Annotated in this window: 18 protein-coding genes; 10 read left to right on the forward strand and 8 right to left on the reverse strand. The window is 68.9% G+C overall.

The genetic code is table 11. The annotated features are described in order from the left end of the window. Nucleotides 1-15 precede the first annotated feature (15 nt). Nucleotides 16-1,467, forward strand: coding sequence for a two-component system sensor histidine kinase CreC (creC, locus tag CFB82_RS22910; RefSeq protein WP_089485391.1), 1,452 nt, complete (start codon nt 16-18; stop codon nt 1,465-1,467). Nucleotides 1,468-1,571: 104 nt separating this feature from the next. After that, a complete protein-coding gene (creD, locus tag CFB82_RS22915; protein ID WP_089485392.1) occupies nt 1,572-2,963 on the forward strand; it encodes a cell envelope integrity protein CreD in 1,392 nt (463 codons plus the stop codon). A gap of 78 nt (nt 2,964-3,041) precedes the next feature. Here creD and CFB82_RS22920 read toward each other — a convergent pair whose 3' ends face one another. Continuing rightward, on the reverse strand, nt 3,042-3,464 hold the full coding sequence (locus CFB82_RS22920) for a RidA family protein (RefSeq protein WP_089485393.1): 423 nt from the start codon (nt 3,462-3,464) through the stop codon (nt 3,042-3,044). 150 nt (nt 3,465-3,614) lie between these two features. Here CFB82_RS22920 and CFB82_RS22925 point away from each other — a divergent pair, with 150 nt between their 5' ends. Continuing rightward, complete coding sequence (locus CFB82_RS22925) at nt 3,615-4,052, forward strand: hypothetical protein (RefSeq protein ID WP_089485394.1); 438 nt, start codon at nt 3,615-3,617, stop codon at nt 4,050-4,052. 82 nt (nt 4,053-4,134) lie between these two features. Further along, on the forward strand, nt 4,135-4,332 hold the full coding sequence (locus tag CFB82_RS22930) for an oxidoreductase-like domain-containing protein (RefSeq protein ID WP_069252077.1): 198 nt from the start codon (nt 4,135-4,137) through the stop codon (nt 4,330-4,332). Between the two features lie 82 nt (nt 4,333-4,414). Here CFB82_RS22930 and CFB82_RS22935 read toward each other — a convergent pair whose 3' ends face one another. After that, the gene (locus CFB82_RS22935) at nt 4,415-5,875 is read right to left on the reverse strand and encodes an MFS transporter (protein ID WP_089485395.1); all 1,461 of its coding nucleotides are present in this window, start codon (nt 5,873-5,875) and stop codon (nt 4,415-4,417) included. A 170-nt stretch (nt 5,876-6,045) separates the two neighbouring features. Between CFB82_RS22935 and CFB82_RS22940 the strand changes: the two genes are divergently transcribed. Both CFB82_RS22940 and CFB82_RS22945 read left to right on the forward strand, forming a co-directional pair. Further along, entirely contained in the window at nt 6,046-6,918 is an 873-nt protein-coding gene (locus CFB82_RS22940) for a LysR family transcriptional regulator (RefSeq protein ID WP_089485458.1), read from the forward strand. Nucleotides 6,919-6,977: 59 nt separating this feature from the next. Then, nucleotides 6,978-7,298: a DUF7660 family protein gene (locus tag CFB82_RS22945; protein ID WP_069252074.1), complete on the forward strand. Its 321-nt coding sequence runs from the start codon at nt 6,978-6,980 to the stop codon at nt 7,296-7,298. 51 nt (nt 7,299-7,349) lie between these two features. Here the strand turns inward: CFB82_RS22945 and CFB82_RS22950 are convergent, their stop codons facing one another. Beyond that, on the reverse strand, nt 7,350-8,252 hold the full coding sequence (locus tag CFB82_RS22950) for a LysR family transcriptional regulator (protein WP_069252073.1): 903 nt from the start codon (nt 8,250-8,252) through the stop codon (nt 7,350-7,352). Between the two features lie 101 nt (nt 8,253-8,353). Here CFB82_RS22950 and CFB82_RS22955 point away from each other — a divergent pair, with 101 nt between their 5' ends. Both CFB82_RS22955 and CFB82_RS22960 read left to right on the forward strand, forming a co-directional pair. Then, the gene (locus CFB82_RS22955) at nt 8,354-9,337 is read left to right on the forward strand and encodes an NAD-dependent epimerase/dehydratase family protein (protein ID WP_089485396.1); all 984 of its coding nucleotides are present in this window, start codon (nt 8,354-8,356) and stop codon (nt 9,335-9,337) included. 131 nt (nt 9,338-9,468) lie between these two features. After that, a complete protein-coding gene (locus CFB82_RS22960; RefSeq protein ID WP_089485397.1) occupies nt 9,469-10,860 on the forward strand; it encodes an RtcB family protein in 1,392 nt (463 codons plus the stop codon). A 413-nt stretch (nt 10,861-11,273) separates the two neighbouring features. On the opposite strand, the gene CFB82_RS22965 is transcribed toward CFB82_RS22960, so the two are convergent. From CFB82_RS22965 to CFB82_RS22985, 5 genes are all read right to left on the reverse strand, one after another. Beyond that, on the reverse strand, nt 11,274-11,975 hold the full coding sequence (locus CFB82_RS22965) for a DUF2848 domain-containing protein (protein WP_089485398.1): 702 nt from the start codon (nt 11,973-11,975) through the stop codon (nt 11,274-11,276). Between the two features lie 49 nt (nt 11,976-12,024). Beyond that, nucleotides 12,025-13,344 (reverse strand): MFS transporter, encoded by a 1,320-nt coding sequence (locus CFB82_RS22970; protein ID WP_089485399.1) that lies wholly within the window; start codon nt 13,342-13,344, stop codon nt 12,025-12,027. Nucleotides 13,345-13,423: 79 nt separating this feature from the next. Further along, entirely contained in the window at nt 13,424-14,110 is a 687-nt protein-coding gene (locus CFB82_RS22975; RefSeq protein ID WP_089485400.1) for a DUF4286 family protein, read from the reverse strand. 101 nt (nt 14,111-14,211) lie between these two features. After that, nucleotides 14,212-15,249 carry a LysR family transcriptional regulator gene (locus CFB82_RS22980; RefSeq protein WP_089485401.1) on the reverse strand — a complete coding sequence of 346 codons (1,038 nt, stop codon included), beginning with the start codon at nt 15,247-15,249 and terminating at the stop codon, nt 14,212-14,214. 186 nt (nt 15,250-15,435) lie between these two features. Then, nucleotides 15,436-16,227 (reverse strand): SDR family NAD(P)-dependent oxidoreductase, encoded by a 792-nt coding sequence (locus CFB82_RS22985; RefSeq protein ID WP_089485402.1) that lies wholly within the window; start codon nt 16,225-16,227, stop codon nt 15,436-15,438. A gap of 397 nt (nt 16,228-16,624) precedes the next feature. Between CFB82_RS22985 and ypfJ the strand changes: the two genes are divergently transcribed. Both ypfJ and CFB82_RS22995 read left to right on the forward strand, forming a co-directional pair. After that, nucleotides 16,625-17,506 (forward strand): KPN_02809 family neutral zinc metallopeptidase, encoded by an 882-nt coding sequence (ypfJ, locus tag CFB82_RS22990; RefSeq protein WP_089485403.1) that lies wholly within the window; start codon nt 16,625-16,627, stop codon nt 17,504-17,506. A gap of 161 nt (nt 17,507-17,667) precedes the next feature. Next, nucleotides 17,668-18,408 (forward strand): helix-turn-helix transcriptional regulator, encoded by a 741-nt coding sequence (locus tag CFB82_RS22995; RefSeq protein WP_089485404.1) that lies wholly within the window; start codon nt 17,668-17,670, stop codon nt 18,406-18,408. Nucleotides 18,409-18,417: the final 9 nt, after the last annotated feature.

The raw sequence follows: 18,417 nt of genomic DNA on the forward strand, positions 1-18,417 counted from the left end.
CGACCGGCACCGCCCATGCATATCGGCCTGCGCATCTTCTTCGGCTTTTTCCTGATCGTCGGCCTGGCCGCGCTGATCACGCTGCGCGTGTTCGTGCAGGAGGTGAAGCCGGGCGTGCGCGAGGCGATGGAGGACACGCTCGTCGATACCGCGCAAGTGCTCGCGACGCTCGCCGCCGACGACATGGCAAACGGCCACATCGCCGACGGTGCGTTCGCGCGGCAGCTCTCGAAACTGCACGAAAGCCCGGTCAGCGCGAACGTATGGGGCGTGCAAAAGACCGCGCTCGGCTACCGCCTCTACATCACCGATGCGCACGGGATCGTGCGCTACGACTCGTCCGGCCGCGCGGTCGGGCAGGACTATTCGCGCTGGAACGACGTGTACCGGACGCTGCGCGGCGAATATGGCGCGCGCAGCACGCGCAGCGATCCGAACGACGACAGCAGCACCGTGATGCACGTGGCGGCGCCGATCCGGCACGGCAACCAGATCATCGGCGTGCTGACGATCGCGAAGCCGAACCAGACGGTCGCGCCGTTCATCGCGCGCAGCCAGCGCAAGATCATGCTGTACGGCGCGCTGCTGATGGGCGGCGCGATCCTGATCGGTGTGGCCTGCACGTGGTGGCTGGTGGTCGGGCTGCGGCGCCTGCAGCGCTATGCGCGCGCGATCGCGGCAGGCGAGCGGGCCGACATGCCGCTGCAGGGCGCGAGCGAGCTGGCCGAGCTCGGGCGCGCGGTGGAAAGCATGCATCAGCGGCTGGAGGACCGGCAATACGTCGAGACCTACATCCATACGCTCACGCACGAGATGAAGAGCCCGCTGGCGGCGATCAGCGGCGCGGCCGAACTGCTTCAGGAAGACATGCCGGTGGCGAACCGGCGGCGCTTCACCGAGAACATCCGCCGCCAGGCCGGCCGCCTCGAACAGATGATCCGCAAGCTGCTCGCGCTCGCGGAAGTCGAGCAGAAACAGCGCCTGTCGGTGCGTGAACCGGTCGCGCTGCGGCCGGTGCTCGAACAGCTCGTCGACGATATCGAGCCGCGCGCGCGGCAGCGCGGCGTGAACCTCGCGATCGACGCGCATGACGAGGCCGATCCGGCGATCGTCGAAGGCGATCCGTTCCTGCTGCGCCAGGCGCTCGGCAACCTGCTCGACAACGCGCTGGATTTCGCGCCGCGGGGCAGCACGATCCGCATCGCGCTCGAACGGCAGCCGGCGGGCAGGGCGCAGGTCGCGGTCGTGCGCGTGGCCGACGACGGCCCCGGCGTGCCCGACTACGCACTGGCGCGCGTGTTCGAGCGCTTCTATTCGCTGCCGCGTCCCGACGGCCAGGATCGCAGCACGGGCCTCGGGCTGTGTTTCGTCCGCGAGGTCGCGATGCTGCACCGCGGCCAGGTCGCGCTCGCGAACCGCGACGAAGGCGGCGCGTGCGCGACGCTCACGTTGCCGTCGGCGGGCTGACCACACTTCACGTTCGCCCCACATTCGCTTCACACCGGCTTCAATCGCCCTTCACCGGGGCCGCTCATGCTGACCGTACCCTTTTACTCCGGTACTTGTCGGCCATGAATCGAGTCCTGTTGTTCAAATTCGCGATCACCGCGTTTCTCGCGCTGTTGATCCTGATCCCGCTGCACATGGTGCAAAGCATCGTGCAGGAACGCTCCGCGTATCGGATGGACGCGCTGCAGAGCATCTGGTCGAGCTATGCGGGGCCGCAGACGGTGGCGGGCCCCGTGCTCGTCGTGCGCTACACGGAAGTCACGCGCGTGCGCGACGATTCGCCGGCCGGCGGCGCGGCGAAGACGAGCCTCAGAAGCGAGACGAAGCGCCTGCTCGTGTTTCCGAAGACGCTGAACGTCGACGGCACGCTGACGACCAGCGTCCGCTATCGCGGCATCCACAAGGCGCTGGTGTACGAACTGGCGAGCCGGATGACCGGCACGCTGCCGTTGCCGGACCTGAAGAAGTTGCCGCAGGCGGACGGCCACGTGAGCTTCAAGGTCGACGATGTCTATGTGTCGATCGGCATCGGCGACATCCGCGGGCTGACCGCGCAGCCCGACCTGCGCATCGGCGGCACGCGCTTCGATGTCGAGCAGGGCACGCGGCTGGACAGCCTGCGCCAGGGCGTGCACGCGAACGTCGATCTCGCCGCGCTGGCGGACGCAAGCGCGGGGGCGGCCGTGCCGTTCAGCATCGACCTGCCGCTGCGCGGTGCGGATTCCGTGGCGTTCGCGCCGGTGGGCGACCAGAACGATTTCTCGCTGAAATCGACATGGCCGCATCCGAGTTTCGACGGCGCGTTCCTGCCGAACAACCGCACGGTCGATGCGCGCGGCTTCACCGGCAACTGGCGCGTGACGTCGTTCAACACGAAGGCGCGTGAACAGATCATCTCGGGCAACGGGGAAGGTGCGATCGAAATGGCGTCGGTGTCGGTGATCGAGCCCGTGAACGTCTATCTGCAGGCCGAACGTGCGACGAAGTACGGCGCGCTGTTCGTGATGCTCACGTTTGCAAGCTTCTTCATGTACGAGCTCGTGAAGCGGCTGCGCATTCACCCGATCCAGTACACGCTGGTCGGCCTGTCGCTCGCGCTGTTCTTCCTGTTGCTGCTGAGCCTGTCCGAACACATCAAGTTCGCGTATGCGTATCTCGCGGCGAGCGGCGCCTGCATCGGGTTGCTTGCCTTCTACCTGTCGTTCGTGCTGCACAGCGTGAAGCGCGGGGCGGTGTTCGCGGCGCTGCTCGCGGTGCTTTACGCGGCGCTCTACGGGCTGCTGCTGTCGGAAGACAACGCGCTGATGCTCGGTTCGCTGCTGCTGTTCGCGATCCTCGCCGGCATCATGACGCTCACGCGCCGCGTCGACTGGTATTCGCTCGGCGCCGCGTGGCAGCCGCTGGCCGACAAGGCGGGTGCGGGTGCCGCGAAGCCGGGCGCGCAGGCGAAGTAGGCACGCGGGTTGCGGGCAGGCGCGCCGGTCGGGAAGCTCCGGCCGGCGCGTCACACTGCGAATCGTCACGTCGCCGCTTCACGCGCGCGATGCAGGCCGCCGAAAACGCGCCAGCGGAATCTCGGCAACAGCGGCGATCTCGATCAGCAGATCGGGATGATAGAGGCGCTCGACCTGGACGGTCGTCGTTACGGGATAGGGCTCGGCGAAGTACGTCTTGCGGATGTCGCCTGCCTGCATGAAGGCATCGATGTCGGTCGCGTAGTGAACGAGCGAGATCACGTCCTGCATCTGTCCGCCAAACGTAGCGAGCACTGCGCGGATGTTGTCGAGCGTCTGGCGCACCTGTGTGCGCATGTCGCCGTGGCCGACCACCTGGCCGTCGCGGTCGAGCGACACTTGCCCCTTCAGATGCACGATCCGGCCGTCGCCCTGGATCACGGCTATCGAGAACGCGCCGAACGGCGCCCAGACTTCCGGCGGATTCACTGCTTCAGCCATGACGCAGCTCCAGTGGGTCGATGACGAGGATGCGGCGGAAGGGGCGGCGGGAGGCATCGACAGCGTCGCCGGGTTCGCGGACAATCGCGCCATTATGGATCAACGCCCGGCGAAGGGTGACCGACGCCACGGCGGCAACGACGACACCCCATGGACGATATCCGGATCATCCGGGATCTCGCAGAAATCGAGGACACCGCCTATATCGAACTCATGGGCGGGCCGTATGCGCGCAAATGCTGGAACGAGGGATCGCTGTTTTTCAGGGAGGAAGTCTTCGGCCTGCTCGAAGCGGCGATCGCGCAACAGATCCCGGACTACGATCATTACGCGTTCAACGGCATCGGTATGCCGGACTGGCTGCGGATCGTGGACGAGCTGGACGACACGCGCAGAATGCTGGGCGACGCCGCGCAGCGCATGACGGCACTCGAGCGGCTCGACTTCGTGTTCCGCGATTCGCGGCAGGCTTTCGTCGACCGTCTGGACGCGAGCTGCGCCGCGCTTGCGGAGGTGATCGCCGAAATCGATGCATGGACACGCGAGGTCCGGATTCGCCACGATCAGGTGACGATCTTGGGGATATGACGCCGTGTGGCATGGCCCGCGCGGCACGCATATCGGGCGGCATCCGCTTATACTGAACGCGTCTTTTCATTCGATTTTCGCCGTGCCCAACACTGCCTCTCCGGATCCGTCCGTCGACGATCCCCGTCCGACCCCGCCCATCCAGCCCGAACTCGAAGACTGCTGCAACAGCGGTTGCTCGCCGTGCGTCTTCGATCTCTACGACGAAGCCCTCGCGCGCTATCGCGTCGAGCTGGCCGAATGGGAAGCGCGCCAGGCGCAACGCAAGCATCACGCGTGATGCCGGATGCCGGCGAGCGGCCGCACGTGCATCGGCACCGCTTCCGCGTCGGACCCTGCCGTCGCTGCGATTCCCGTCCCGCTTACGTGCCTGCATGCAGCCGCCGATGCAGCGGCCCGAGCATCGCCGATAGCGCGATGCACACGAGCAGCACGGCCGTCAGCGAGAACATCGACGTCCTGAATCCCTGCACGTAATCGAGTGCAGCCGGATGCGCGCCGAGCCGGGCGAAGAACACGCCGCCGAGCGTGGCCGCGCCGACGGCCGCGCCGATCTGCAGCATCGCGGTGACCATGCCGGAGGCGACGCCTGCGCGCGCCGTGTCGACTTCCGCGAGCACGATCCGCACGACCGACGGCAGCACGAGGCCCTGGCCGATCCCGATCGCTGCAATCCCGACGTAGAAGCCGGGGCCCGGCGCGGCTGCACCGGCCAGCGCGGCGGCTGCCGCGACGCCGGCCGCGAGCATCGCGAAACCGAGCGTGAGCACGCGATAGCCGCCGAACCGGCCCACGAGTCGCGGCATCAGCAGCGGGCTCGACAGGAAACCGAGCCCGAGCGGCAGGATCGCGAGCCCAGACGCGAGCGGCGACCAGTTCAGGCAGCCCTGCAGGTAGATCCCGTAGCTCAGGAAGAACGCGCTCAGCGTGTAGAACAGGAACGCCAGTACGAGCCCGAGCGCGACGACGGGGTTGCGGAACAGGCGCACGTCGAGCAGCGGATCATGGCCGCCCGCGAGGCGGCGCGCCTCGACCGCCAGCAGCGCGCCGAGCATCGGCAGCGCGCCGACGAGGCACGCGACCATCCACAGCGGCCAGCCGGCCTCGCGCCCGTGCGTGAGCGGGTACACGAGCATCAGCAGGAACAGCGACAGCAGCACCATGCCCGGCACGTCGATGCGCTGGCCTCTCGGGGGGCGGCTTTCCGGGATGAAGCGCCAGCTGCCGATCAGCGCCAGGATGCCGATCGGCAGGTTGACGAGGAAGATCGCGCGCCAGCCGAGCCCGAACGGATGCAGGCTGATCAACGCGCCGCCGCCGAGCTGGCCGATCACGGCCGCGAGGCCGAACACGAAACCGTAGAAGCCCATCACGCGCACCTGCTCCTGCGGGCTGAACACGCTGCGGATCGTCGCGAGCACCTGCGGCGCGAGGATCGCGGCGAACAGGCCCTGCAGCACGCGGCCGCCGACCAGCACCGCGCCGCTGCTGGCAAGCCCGCACAGCGTCGACGCGACGACGAAGCCGGCCATCCCGATCATGAACATCCGCTTGCGGCCGTACAGGTCGCCGAGCCGGCCGCCGGTGATCTGCACGACCGCGTTCGCGCACGCGTATGCGGACACGACCAGCTGCAACTCGGCCGGGCGCGCGCCGATGCCGTCGCGGATGGCCGGCAGCGCGAGATTCACAATGAAGTAGTCGAGCGGCGGCAAAATCGCGCCAACCAGCAGGACCACCAGCGCCCAGCCGTGGTGGCTGCGCGGCGTCGCCGCGGCGGCCGTGCCGGCCGGCACGCAGGGGGCAAGGGTGTCGTTCGTCATGGAAGCAGGTCCGAAAGAATGAGTGCCACATTCACGCCGGACGCGACACGGGGCGCACCGGTTCGGCCATGGACGGGCGATTGACCCCCATTCTGGGTGGTGGCAATGAATCGGAAAAGCGGGAATTGGTGGTAGCATCCATCGGGTTACTCGATGGATGGGGATTGGCGATGCGCGGTTTCGACCTGGATCAGTTGCGTACTTTCGCGGCGGTCGCGGATGCCGGCAGCCTGACGGCCGCCGCGCCGCTGCTGCACCTGTCGCAGTCGACGGTCAGCGAGCAGGTGCGCAAGCTCGAATCGCGCGCCGGCGTGCCGCTGTTCGTGCGCAGCAAGCGCGGGGTCGAGCCGACCCCGGCCGGCTCGCGGCTGCTGCAGCACGCGCGGCGCATCGTCGCGCTGAACGAGGCCGCGTTCGACGAAGTGCGCGGCCAGGCGATCAAGGGCGAGCTGCGCGTCGCGATCACCGATTACTACCGGACCAACGAAGTCGCGGGCCTGCTCGCGCGGCTGCGGGAGTGCTACCCGCAACTGAGCCTGCACGTCAGCGCGATGAAGAGCGCGGATATCGAAACGGCGCATGCGCGCGGGCAGGTCGATCTCGGCGTGGTGATGAACCTGTCGAGCGGGCCGTTCCGGCCGGCGTCGGCCGATACGCGCTGGGTGCTGCGGCGCGAGCCGCTGTCGTGGGTCGCATCGCCCGCGCTCGCCGAGCAGTTGCCCGAGCCGCTGCCGCTCGTGCTGCTGCCGGACGACTGCATGATGCATCAGGTCGCGGTGCGCTCGCTCGACGAGCAGCACATGCCGTACCGGCTCGTGCACAGCGCGTCCGGGGTGGCGGGGCTGCAGTCGATGCTGGCGGCGGGGCTCGGGGTGGGCTGCCTGTGCGCGTCGGCGATCGGCGAGGGCATGATGCGGCTCGGCGCGAAATACCGGCTGCCGCCGCTGCCGGACGCGGTGTTTTCGCTGACGCCGCCGATGCCCGGCGAACGCGAAGCCGTCACGCAGGCGCGCGAGGTGCTGTCGCGGCAATTGCTGATGTAAAACCGGGCCGCACGACCTGCGGCGGCGCGTACCTGAGAGGCGCGCGAAGGAACATAAAAATGAACGACGAACTGCAACGCCAGATGGCTGCGAAGCTGCAGGATGCGCTGGAGCGCGTGGTCGATGAACGCTCGCTGATCCACTTCCTGCGCGTGCTCGGCCACGACTGGAACAAGGAGCGCCAGCTCGAGGCCGACGTGCCGCCGTCGCCGTACGCCCGCGCCGCGCTCGGCTGGGAAAACCACTCGATCGGCGAGTACCTGGACGCGATGGTCGACTGGGCCGAGGCGTCGGAGGAAGGGCTGCGTTTCTACGACGTGCCCGACAATCCGTGGCGGCGCATGGCGGACATCCTGTTCGCCGGGAAAATCTACGAATAGCGCCAGGCGGGCGCTTCGTTCACTTCGTTCGTGACCGTCGCCGCGAACCGTCTATTCGACGATTTCGCCGCTCACATACGCACGCAGCCCGTCGGCCAGCGCGTCGAACACCGCGCGGCAGCGCGGGCTCGACCGCAGGTCCTCGTGCATCACGACCCAGGTTTCCAGCGGCACCGCGAGCTTGTCCGGCAGCACGCGCACGAGCCGCGCGTCGCGTTTCGCGAGCCCGCTCTGGCAGAAGCCGATCCCGTAGCCGGCGCGGATCATCGCCAGCTGTGCGAGGTTGCTGTCGGTGCGCAGCGAGAACGCATCGCGCTTCCACAGCGGCATGCTGCGGCCCATCGAGCGGATGAACGGCGTGACCGTATCGAAGCCGATCAGCGCGTGATGCGCGAGTTCGTCGGTCGTCTCGGGTACCCCGTTGTGCGCCAGGTAGTCGTCGCGTGCATACAGCCCGACATCGACCGCGCCGATGCGCCGTGCAACGAGCGCTTCCTGCGTGGGCGGCGCCATCCGGACCGCGATGTCGGCCTCGCGCTTGAGCACGTCCTGGAGGCGGTCGGTCGGCACCAGTTCGATGACGAGCCCCGGATGGTTGCGCCGCAATTGCGCGAGCATCGGCGGCAGCACTTCGACGGCGATCACGTCGCTGGCCGAGATCCGCACGATGCCGCGCACGCCGGCGCCGTGGCTTGCCGCCGCGCGCTCGAACGCGGCCGCCGCGCTGCGCAGCGCCTCCGCATGGCCGCGCAGCGCGAGCGCCGCCTCGGTCGGCAGCAGGCCGGACGGCGAGCGCGTGAACAGCGTCTGGCCGAACGCGGCCTCCAGCGCCGCGACGTGGCGGCCGGCCGTCGGCTGCGTGATGCCGAGGGCGCGCGCCGCGCCCGACAGCGAGCCTTCCGTCAGCACGGCGAGAAAGGTGCGGTAGCGTTCCCAGTTCAGATCGGTGGTCATACATAAATGTATAGCTGATCCGTCAGGTTCGGCAATTCCTTGATACCCGAAGCCACGCCAGAATGCGTGTCATCACGGACGTTCATTCAAGGAGAGCGGCAATGACGACCCACGCAGGCGGGACGCAACGACAGGCACTCGTGCTCGGCGCGAGCGGCGGGATTGGCGGGGAAGTCGCGCGGCAGTTGCGCGATGCGGGCTGGCAGGTGCGCGCGCTGAAGCGCGGGCTCGACGCCGAGGTCGTGGAGCGCGACGGCATCGCCTGGATGCGCGGCGACGCGATGGACCGCGACGCGGTCGTCCGGGCCGCGCGCGGCTGCAGCGTGATCGTGCACGCAGTGAATCCGCCGGGCTACCGGAACTGGGCCGGGCAGGTGCTGCCGATGATCGACAACACGATCGCGGCAGCGAAGGCGGAGCGGGCAACCATCGTGCTGCCGGGCACCGTCTACAACTACGGCGCCGATGCGTTTCCGGTGCTGGTCGAAGATGCGCCGCAGCATCCGTCGACGCGCAAGGGCGCGATCCGCGTCGAGCTGGAGCGCCGGTTGCAGGATGCGGCCGGGCAGGGCGTCCGCACGATCATCGTGCGGGCCGGCGATTTCTTCGGGCCGAAGCTCACCGGCAACAGCTGGTTTGCGGCGGGGTTGGTCAAGGCCGGGCAGCCGGTCGCGTCCATCAGCGTGCCGGGGCGGGACGGCATCGGGCACCAATGGTCGTATGTGCCGGACGCCGCGCGCGCGATGGTCGAGCTGATCGAGCGGCGCGACACGCTGGAACCGTTCGCGCGCTTTCATCTCGGCGGGCATTGGGATGCGGACGGCACGCAGATGGCGGAGGCCGTGCGCCGCGTCGCGCAGCGGCACGGGCTGCGGCCGACGGTGCGCAAGTTCCCGTGGTGGTTCGTGTGGGCCGCGGCGCCGTTCGTCACGACGCTGCGCGAGCTGCTCGAGATGCGCTACCTGTGGCGCGAGCCGATCCGGCTCGACAACACGCGGGTGACCGCGGTGCTCGGCCGCGAGCCGGTGACGCCGCTCGACGCGGCGGTGGAAGCGACGCTGGCGGGGCTCGGATGTCTCAAGTGAGCAACGGCGGTCGCGAACGCAAGTGCGTTCTGATATGATCCGCGCTCCCTTCCTCGACGCTGCTGCAGGAAGGTACCCACGACCGCCGCAAGGCCGGAGGTCGCGTCGTACCTTTTTCATTTCCAGCAGCGATGTCTACTCTTCCTCGCTTAAAGAAGGCCTTGCAACGGCAAGGCATCCATGTCGACTATCACGCCGGCATCTATCACCTGCGCAATGAACTGACGCAGGCGTCCGTCCTGTTGCCCGATTCGCTCCCGCTCGAGGAGAAGGCCGTTCAGCAGTTGCTCGCGTTCGCGGCCGTCCGTTCGCCGGATGGCCATCAGGGCGTGTGCAAGGCGTGCGCGACGCCCGATTTTCATCCGGGCGGGGTCGCGCCGGTCGGCTCGATCGTCGCGACCGACGACGCGTTCGTGATTCCCGCCGCGATCGGCACCGATATCAATTGCGGGATGCGTCTCGTCACCACGGGCCTCAAGCGGTCGGCGCTCGCGCCGTTCGAGACGGCGCTCGTCGAGCGGCTGACGCGCGCGATTCTCGCGGATCGGCGCGACGTGCCGGTCGCCAGTGACGCATTCCGCGCGCTGTTCGATGCCGGCCCGGCGGCATTCGTCGATCGTGTCGCGCCGCAGGGACTCTGGCAGCACGTCGACCGCGACCGGCTCATCGACGAACTGTCGTCGTGCATCGGCCTCGACGGGTTCGGCGGCAGCGCGAAATATGCGCCGGATGCACACGTCGGGTCGCGGGAGGTATTTCGCGATCCCTGCCTCGGTACGCCCGGGTCGGGCAATCATTTCGTCGAACTCCAGGTGGTCGATGCCGTGTTCGATCGGCATGCGGCCTACCGTGCGGGACTCGCGAAGGACGATGTCGTCGTGATGATCCACAGCGGTTCGCGCGATGTCGGTTTCTATGTCGGGCGGCGCTGGATGGACCGGGCGCGCGCGGCGTGGCCGGCGGGCGTCAGGCATCCGGAAAGCGGCCTGTACGGCCTGTCCGGCGAACTGGCGCGCGAATACCTCGTCGCGATGGGCACGGCCGCGCGCTATGCGTGGCTCAACCGTGTCGTGCTGGCCGAGATGGTGCGCAAGGAGCTGGCGGAACTCACCGGCGAGACCCGTTCGGCACTCGTGGTCGACGTGCCGCACAACGTCGTGCTGCGCGAAAACGGGATGAACATTCATCGCAAGGGGGCGACACCCGCCCGCGACGGCGATCTCGCGCTGATTCCCGGATCGATGGGCGATGCGTCGTTTCTCGCGACCGGGCTCGGTCATCCCGACTGGCTGTGGTCATGCAGCCACGGTGCCGGCCGCAGCGTGCGCCGGCAAGCGGTGCGGCGCATGCGCACGGAGCAGGCGCCGGGCACGTGGCGCTGCGTCACGTTGCGCGACGAGCGCCGCATCGAGGAGGCGCCGGAAGCCTACAAGCCGATCGGGCCCGTGATCGATGCGCAGGAGCAGGCCGGCCTCATTCGCAGCGCGGTCCGGCTGAAGCCGTGGATCACGTTCAAGGCGTGACGGGCGGCGGCGTGCTCCTTGGCCGCCGTCGTTGCTCGCGCCAGGGCCGGCGACACGTCGTCCGCCTTCCCGTGCCTCGGGCTATGCCCGGGCACGGGAAGGCGTCATCGCCAACCGAAGCACGCGCGGCACAACAATTTTCCACATACCCGGGCGCGTCCGATGCGCATCATGTCGGCTCAGGTCGATCAGGCGAAAACGGGGGCGCGATGTTGCATTTCGGGTGGAAAGTGTCGGTTGCGGGGGCAATCATGTTCGCATTGAGCGGGTGCACCGACCTGGCCGGGGTGCTGTATTGCAACAACTCGCAGTTCAACTTTCCGGACTATCACTGCTTTCAGCCGTAATAGCAGCGGCTGGCGCGGCGACGAAACGCTGTCGCGCCCGTGTGCCGCGCAATTGCTCATTGCCCGTTACGCGACAACCGGCAACACCTCCACCGCATAGCGGTGCCGAAGGCTGCGCCCGAGCACCGGATCGTGCAGCTCCATCTCGAACGCATCGCCGTCGCCCATCGCCGCGATCGCGCCATGCACGGCGACCGTGCCGCCATACATCGCGCTGCGCGCGGGCATCGTGCGGCGGTCGTCGAAGCGTTGCCACAGCACCTCGGGTGCAAGCAGGCCGCTGACCGCGCCGTGCTGGTACGCAATCCGCTCGCCATCGCTCGAGATCAGCCACGAACGCATTTCGATCGCATCCCAGTGATCCGCGACTTCCGCGTAAAGCCACGCATCGCGGCCGAGCGGTTTCGCGCACACCTGCTTCGACACCGCGACGCCGTAGGCTTCGACTTCACGATCCGTATGATCGGAGCCGACGGTCACGAGCGTGCCGGCCGGGCTGTCGACCAGCACGCATTCGATCTCGCCGCCCGAGCGTGCGCCGAGCACGCCGATCGCGGGCGCTTGCGTGAGCAATGCGGCCGACACGCGATAAAAGCAGGGCGTGGTCGACGGCGGCGCGACGCCGAGCGCCGCGAGTTCGTCGATATGCGCCTGGATCGCGGCCGGATCGCGGCCGGCCCAGCCGGCGATCACGACGCGCTCGATCTCGACGTCGACGGTGGCCGGCGCGCGTTGCCGGGAAATCACGTTGAACGACAGGATTGGCATGCGGGTATCCGTTTGAAGGGCGAAGGAATGAATCGGCTGGCGGCGACGTTCAATCCGCGAGCGGCTTGTGCGCGGTTTCGCGCGCGACGAGGAGCGCGATCGACGTGACGACGAGCGCGGCGGCGACATACAGCGACACGGCCGTCGTCGTGCCCGTCTGCCGGAACAGCGCGGCGATCACGAGCGGCGCGAAGCCGCCGCCGACGATGCCGGCGAGCGTGTAGGCGAGCGACGAGCCCGCATAGCGCACGCGGGTCGGGAACTGTTCGGTCACGAACGCGCCCTGCGGGCCGTACATCACCGCGTGGATCACGAGGCCGATCGCGACGGCCGCGACGATCGCGCCGGGGCGCGCCGAATCGAGCAGCGTGAAGAACACGAACGCCCACACGATGCCGGCGAGCGCGCCGGCGAGATACACGGGCCGGCGGCCGAAGCGGTCCGACAGCGCGCCGAAGAACGGCACCGCGAGCGCGTTGCAGGCCGTGCCGATCATCACGGCCGTCAAAGCGACGGGGCGCGACAGGTGCAGCACGGTCGTCACGTAGGTGAGCGTGAACACGACGATCAGTGCATACAGCACGTCCGAGCCGATTCGCGATCCGCCCGCGATCAGCAGGCGCTTCCAGTGGTACTTCAGCACGTCGGCGACGGGCACCTCGGCGGTCGCATGCGATTCGGCGAGCTGCTCGAACTGCGGCGTTTCGTCGACGCCGCGCCGCAGCCAGAAGCCGAACACGACGAGCAGCGCGCTGGCCGCGAACGGCACGCGCCAGCCCCACGACAGGAAATCGCCGGATGTGGTCGACAGCGTCACGAGCGCGATGCAGCCGGTGCCGAGCAGCGTGCCGAACGACGGGCCGATCTGCGTCCACGATGCGGACAGCCCGCGCCGCTTCTGGTCGCCGTGCTCGACCGACAGCAGCACCGCGCCGGCCCATTCGCCGCCGAGCGCGACGCCCTGCACGAAGCGCAGCGCGACGAGCAGGATCGGGCTCAGGATGCCGGCCTGCGCATAGGTCGGCAGCGCGCCCATCAACGCGGTCGTCACACCCATCAGCACCAGTGTGAGCATCAGCACCGCGCGGCGGCCGATGCGGTCGCCGAGATTGCCGAACACGAAGCCGCCGAGCGGGCGCGACACGTAGCCGACCGCATAGGTCGAGAACGCGAGGATCGTGCCGGCCAGCGGATCGACCGACGGAAAGAACAGGTGGTTGAAGACGAGCGCGGCGAGCGTGTTGTAGATCGTGAAGTCGTACCACTCGAGCGACGTGCCGATCATGCTCGCGGTCGCGAGTCGGCTGTTGCGGACGCGGCGGGGCGCATGGGCGGCGGGCTGGGCGAGAGTGCTCATGGTGTCGGGCATGTCGTGTCGGGGAACGGGATGAAACGCCGGGCCGATGCGTGGGTGTGCATCGCGCATGCGGCGTGGTCGGTGTGGGCGATCAGGCCGAAAATGCGGCGACGGCGGGCTCGGTTTCGACGTCGCCGCGCGTGACATGCAGCGGCGCGGCGGCGCGCCACAGCAGCTCGAAGGTGCGCACGTCGTCGTGCCCGGCGAGCGATGCGGCCACGCGTCGCGTTGCGGCCGCATCGCTGCCTTCGATCAGCACGAGCGCATCGGCATCCGGGCGGGCGGCCGCATCGGCGCCGATCGGCGCGGACAGCTCGGGCTCGGTGCAAAAGAGCCGCGCGGCGTGGATGCCCGGTTCGTGCAGCACGTCATCGAAGCGCTCGCGCAGGTGCGGCACGTCGATGCGATCCGGCGGCAGCACGAACAGCGCGAGATGCGCGCCTTCGCCGTCGCCGGCCTCGATCGTCAGTTCTCCGACGCGTCGCTGCGTGCCCGTCATGCGCTCGAAGTTCGCGAGCGACCATGCGGTCTGCTGCGTGAACGCACGCCGGTACGCATCGCCATGAAATACGTCGAGCGCGTCCGTCACGTACAGCGCGAGGTACTGGCGCGGGCCGCGATCGGTCGCACGAAAGCGCCGCGCATGCGTGAAGCCGGGAATCGCGACACGTTCCTGCATGTGCTCGCGGTCGTACCACGCGTTGAAATCGGCTTCGTGCGCGGGGTCGATATCAGTCCAGACGCAAAGCTGGCCGTGCGGAAGGGAAAGGCGGGTCATCGCGGGGTTCCTCGTGACGGGGGTGTGTCAGGAACCGCAGTTTCCCGAAGACGGGCCGCGCCCGTCCAACAAGAAAACAAATTCGCGGTGAACAGGTTTTCTTATGAGCGGCGCGGGCGGCGTTTCGCCGGGGGCGTGGCGGGCGGGGCGGATGGCGTCGTGCGTTTCACTTTTGCCGGTGCTTTCGCTTTGGCTTTTGTCGCGGGACGGGCGGGTGTTTTGTCCACGCTGTCGGGCGCGGCCGTCTTTGCGTGATGCGCGGCGGCCGACATCGCGCGCGCAACTTCGCTGGCGAGTTCCGCGATGCGCGCGGCCACCGGCAGGCCCTGGCTGCGGTATGTCGCGACAAGCGGCAGCGCGGGGAATTCGGGTTCGACGTCGAGCAGTTCGAGCGCGCCTTCGTGGAGTTCGCGCCCGATGATCGCGGGCGGCAGCGCGGCCACGCCAAAGCCGTCGGCGACGAGGCGGATCATCGCGGCGACCGATGTGATGCAGTTGATGCTGGCCGGCCGCTCGACGGCCGCGAACAGGCGCTCGATCGTCGCGTGCGGCCCCGAGTGGCGCGAGAAGCTGATGATCGGGAATTCGGCCAGGCGCGCAACGTCGAGCGGCTGGCCGCCGAGCCCGAGGCGCGGGCTGGCCGCCCAGCGCACCGGGAATTCGCACAGCGGCAGGTTCGTGAAATCGGGGCCGGGCACCGGGTCGGTCTGCAGGATCAGGTCGACGCCGTCGGTGCTGAGCAGGCGGATCAGGTGCAACGTCGTGTCGCTGGTGATCTCGACGTCGAGGCGCGGATAGCGCTCGCGCAGTTGCGCCATCAGCGCGGGGAACCAGCTGTGCACGATCGATTCGATCACGCCGATCCGGATCAGGCCCGCGTCGCTCGCCGCATCGATGTCGCGGCGCATTTCGCCGTCGAGCCGCACGATCCGCTCCGCGTACGCGAGCATGCGGCGCCCGGCGGGTGTGAGCGTGGCCGAACGCGTATTGCGGTCGAACAGGCGTACGTCGAACGCTTCCTCGAGCGACGCGATGCGGCTCGATACGGCGGCCTGCGTCGTGTGCAGTTTTTCGGCCGTGAGCCGGAAGTTTTCCAGCTTCGCGAGCCAGACGAAGGTTTCAAGAAACCGGATGTTCATCGACGTTCGAACCGTGAGGCGGTGCCGGGCGGGGCGGCGGGATCGGTCGATGGTAGCGGATTTTCGGGGGCGGGAAATAAGCGGGAGACGCGGTATGCGTGCGTGGGCAGGTGGTGGAGGATGGGACGACGTGCACGAAGCGCCGCCCGCGACGGGTGCGCCACACGAGCGGCGCACCCGCACGCATCAGAGCTTGTCGAACGCGAGCGTCGGCACGTCGACGACCATCGCGCCGCCGTCGGCGACGAGCGTCGCGCCGGTCACGAACGACGCGTCCGGCGACGCGAGGAACGCGCACACGGCTGCGATCTCGTCCGGGTCGGCCGCGCGCCGCAGCGGCACGTCGGCGCTGACGCGTGCATACGCGCCGTCGAGCGTGTCACCGTGCGCCGACATCAGCGGTTCCATCTCCGCGTCGGCCATCGGCGTGCGGACCCAGCCGGGGCACACCGCATTCGCCCGCACGCCATGCGGCCCGTAGTCACGTGCGAGCGACCGGGCGAGCCCGAGCAGTGCGTGCTTGCCGACCGTGTAGCCGCACACGCCGGGCCCGGCCGCGAGCGCGGCGATCGACGCGACCAGCACGATGCTGCCGCGCTGCGCGATCAGGTCGGGCAGGCACGCGCGTGCACTGACGAACGCGGTATCGAGGTTCGCGTGCATCGCGTCGCGCCACTGCGCGTCGTCGGTTTCGTCCGCGCGGCCGAGCCCGTGGCCGCCCGCGCACGCGACGAGTGCGTCGACGCGGCCGAAGCGTTCGGCGACCTGCGGCAGGAAGCCGGCCCAGTCGGCGGTGCTCGCGGCATCGCCGGCCAGCGTGAGGCCGCCCGTTTCGGCGGCCAGCGCGTCGAGCGGCGCCTGGCGCCGCCCGATCAGCACGACGCGGTCGCCGCGGCGGGCGAAGCGGCGCGCGCATGCGGCGCCGATACCGGTGCCCGCGCCGGTAATCGCGATCGTGCGGGGTGGCGGGTGGGTCATGTCGTGCTCCGGAGAGGTGTCGTTTCCGGTCACTTTAGGCGGCGCCGGCGAGCGCCGCTATCAGCCGAAAGGATGAACGCGGACGGCATCCGGGCGGCCGGCGCGGTCGCGGGCCATTTTGCAAAGGCTGACGATGTCCGGCGCCGAATCGCTCTATCCTCCACATTTTTGCGATAAGTCACGAAAGCCCGGCAGAATAGCGCGGGCGGGCCGCGCATCGACGCGCGGCGCATCGGCCGGCCGATCCCGTCGTGCGAGCGGAGCGGCAGGCCGGCGATCCCGGCATGAGCGCGCACCCCACGTGCGCGCGGTATCGGCCGAGGCGCGTACCACGACAACTTATCGCCCGGCGCGCACTCGCGTGCCGGACCATCGACAAGAACAGGGAGGGCCGGCTATGAGGCTGGACGACGAAAGGGAAAGCACGAACGTCGAGGATCGCCGCGGCGCCGGCGGGTTCGGCGGCGGGCGTGGCGCGACGATCGGCATCGGCACGATCGTGGTCGCGTTCGCCGCGTCGTATTTCTTCGGGATCGACCCGCGCGTGATACTCGAAGGCGCCTCGGCGCTGCAGGGCCGCCAGCAACAGGCGCAGCCCGCGCCCGCGCAGCGGCAGGGCGAGCCGGCGAACGACACGGGCGCGGTGTTCACGCGCAAGGTGCTCGGCAATATCGAGCGCACGTGGACGGGCGTGTTCAATACCCAGCTGCACGCGCAGTACCAGCCGCCGACGCTCGTGATGTTCAAGAACTCGACGCCGACCGCATGCGGCACGGGCCAGACCGCGATGGGGCCGTTCTATTGCCCGGGCGACCGCAAGGTGTACATCGATCTCGGTTTCTACGACGAACTGCGCCAGCGTTTCGGCGCGGGCGGCGATTTCGCGCAGGCTTACGTGATCGCGCACGAAGTCGGCCACCACGTGCAGAACCTGCTCGGCATCTCCGACAAGGTCGACGCCGCGCGCCGGCGGGCGAGCCAGGCGCACTCGAATGCGCTGTCGGTGCGGATGGAACTGCAGGCAGACTGCTTTGCCGGCGTGTGGGCGAACAACGCGCAGCGCGCGAACCAGCGGCTGATGGAACCCGGCGATTTCGAGCAGGGGCTGAAGGCGGCGGCCGCGATCGGCGACGACCGGCTGCAGCAGCAAGGGCAGGGCTACGTCGTGCCGGAAAGCTTCACGCACGGCACCAGCGACCAGCGCGTGTACTGGCTGCGGCGCGGGATGGAGTCGGGAGAACTGAGCGCCTGCGACACGTTCGCCGCGAACGCACGCTGAAAGCGGCGCGCACCGTCGCGCGAGCGCTTCGTCCCGACCGGACCCGCGAGGCCGCCCGGGCCGGGACGATTTGCCGATTTGGGCTCACCGGCGCTTTTCGGCGCCGGTAGGCTGGCCCGAACTTCGATCTTCGTGACGTTCGCCTGCCAGCCGATTCCACCATGCCGACCTCATCCGTTCCCGCCGACCCGGCCGCCGCCGACTGGCCACGCGCGCTGCGCGCGTGCGTGGACGCGTTCGACGCGTTCGCGAGCCCGTCCGCGATCGTGTTCTACCGGCTCGACCAGAGCGGTGAGCCGGCCGATTTCGAGCTGTTCGGGATGCCGGAATCGATGCATCGCACCTATGTCGCGCGCTACCGGATGCTCGATCCGCTGCATCCGTCGCGCTGCGCGGCGGGCGAGCGCGCGGTCGTCACGCTTGCTTCCCAATTGCCTGACGAAAGGCGCGACGCGTCCGCGTACTGGACCCGCTTCCTGCGGCGGCACGACGTGGCCGACGTCGTCGAGATCTGGCTGCGCGACGCGGGCCGGACGGTCGGCGCGTTCTCGCTGCTGCGCTTCGGGTCGGGCGACACGCGCGGCGGCGTGGCCGGCAACAGCACGGCCGGGCGGTTCGCGCCCGGCGAGATCGATGCGCTCGCGCGGCTGCAGCCCGTGGCCGAAGCCGCGCTGAGCCCGCTGCTGCGCGCGCGGCGCGGGATCCACCGGATCGGCTGCGAGGAGCGGCTGACCTATCGCGAGGAGCAGATCGCGCGCCTCGTGCGCGACGGCCGCTCGAACAAGGAGATCGCGCGCGATCTCGCGCTGGGGCAGCCGACCGTCAAGACGCACCTGATGCGGATGTATCGCAAGCTCGGGGTGTCGAACCGCACGGAACTGGTTGGGGCGCTGTTCCTGTAATTCATCGGA

The organism is Burkholderia sp. HI2714 (assembly GCF_002223085.1).
Classification (GTDB): domain Bacteria; phylum Pseudomonadota; class Gammaproteobacteria; order Burkholderiales; family Burkholderiaceae; genus Burkholderia; species Burkholderia lata_D.

Bases quoted from the DNA above. Each gene is read 5' to 3' on its own strand.
- creC (WP_089485391.1), top strand. From the start codon at position 16: ATGCATATCGGCCTGCGCATCTTCTTCGGCTTTTTCCTGATCGTCGGC.
- creD (WP_089485392.1), top strand. From the start codon at position 1,572: ATGAATCGAGTCCTGTTGTTCAAATTCGCGATCACCGCGTTTCTCGCG.
- CFB82_RS22920 (WP_089485393.1), bottom strand. From the start codon at position 3,464: ATGGCTGAAGCAGTGAATCCGCCGGAAGTCTGGGCGCCGTTCGGCGCG.
- CFB82_RS22925 (WP_089485394.1), top strand. From the start codon at position 3,615: ATGGACGATATCCGGATCATCCGGGATCTCGCAGAAATCGAGGACACC.
- CFB82_RS22935 (WP_089485395.1), bottom strand. From the start codon at position 5,875: ATGACGAACGACACCCTTGCCCCCTGCGTGCCGGCCGGCACGGCCGCC.
- CFB82_RS22940 (WP_089485458.1), top strand. From the start codon at position 6,046: ATGCGCGGTTTCGACCTGGATCAGTTGCGTACTTTCGCGGCGGTCGCG.
- CFB82_RS22945 (WP_069252074.1), top strand. From the start codon at position 6,978: ATGAACGACGAACTGCAACGCCAGATGGCTGCGAAGCTGCAGGATGCG.
- CFB82_RS22950 (WP_069252073.1), bottom strand. From the start codon at position 8,252: ATGACCACCGATCTGAACTGGGAACGCTACCGCACCTTTCTCGCCGTG.
- CFB82_RS22955 (WP_089485396.1), top strand. From the start codon at position 8,354: ATGACGACCCACGCAGGCGGGACGCAACGACAGGCACTCGTGCTCGGC.
- CFB82_RS22960 (WP_089485397.1), top strand. From the start codon at position 9,469: ATGTCTACTCTTCCTCGCTTAAAGAAGGCCTTGCAACGGCAAGGCATC.
- CFB82_RS22965 (WP_089485398.1), bottom strand. From the start codon at position 11,975: ATGCCAATCCTGTCGTTCAACGTGATTTCCCGGCAACGCGCGCCGGCC.
- CFB82_RS22970 (WP_089485399.1), bottom strand. From the start codon at position 13,344: ATGCCCGACACCATGAGCACTCTCGCCCAGCCCGCCGCCCATGCGCCC.
- CFB82_RS22975 (WP_089485400.1), bottom strand. From the start codon at position 14,110: ATGACCCGCCTTTCCCTTCCGCACGGCCAGCTTTGCGTCTGGACTGAT.
- CFB82_RS22980 (WP_089485401.1), bottom strand. From the start codon at position 15,249: ATGAACATCCGGTTTCTTGAAACCTTCGTCTGGCTCGCGAAGCTGGAA.
- CFB82_RS22985 (WP_089485402.1), bottom strand. From the start codon at position 16,227: ATGACCCACCCGCCACCCCGCACGATCGCGATTACCGGCGCGGGCACC.
- ypfJ (WP_089485403.1), top strand. From the start codon at position 16,625: ATGAGGCTGGACGACGAAAGGGAAAGCACGAACGTCGAGGATCGCCGC.
- CFB82_RS22995 (WP_089485404.1), top strand. From the start codon at position 17,668: ATGCCGACCTCATCCGTTCCCGCCGACCCGGCCGCCGCCGACTGGCCA.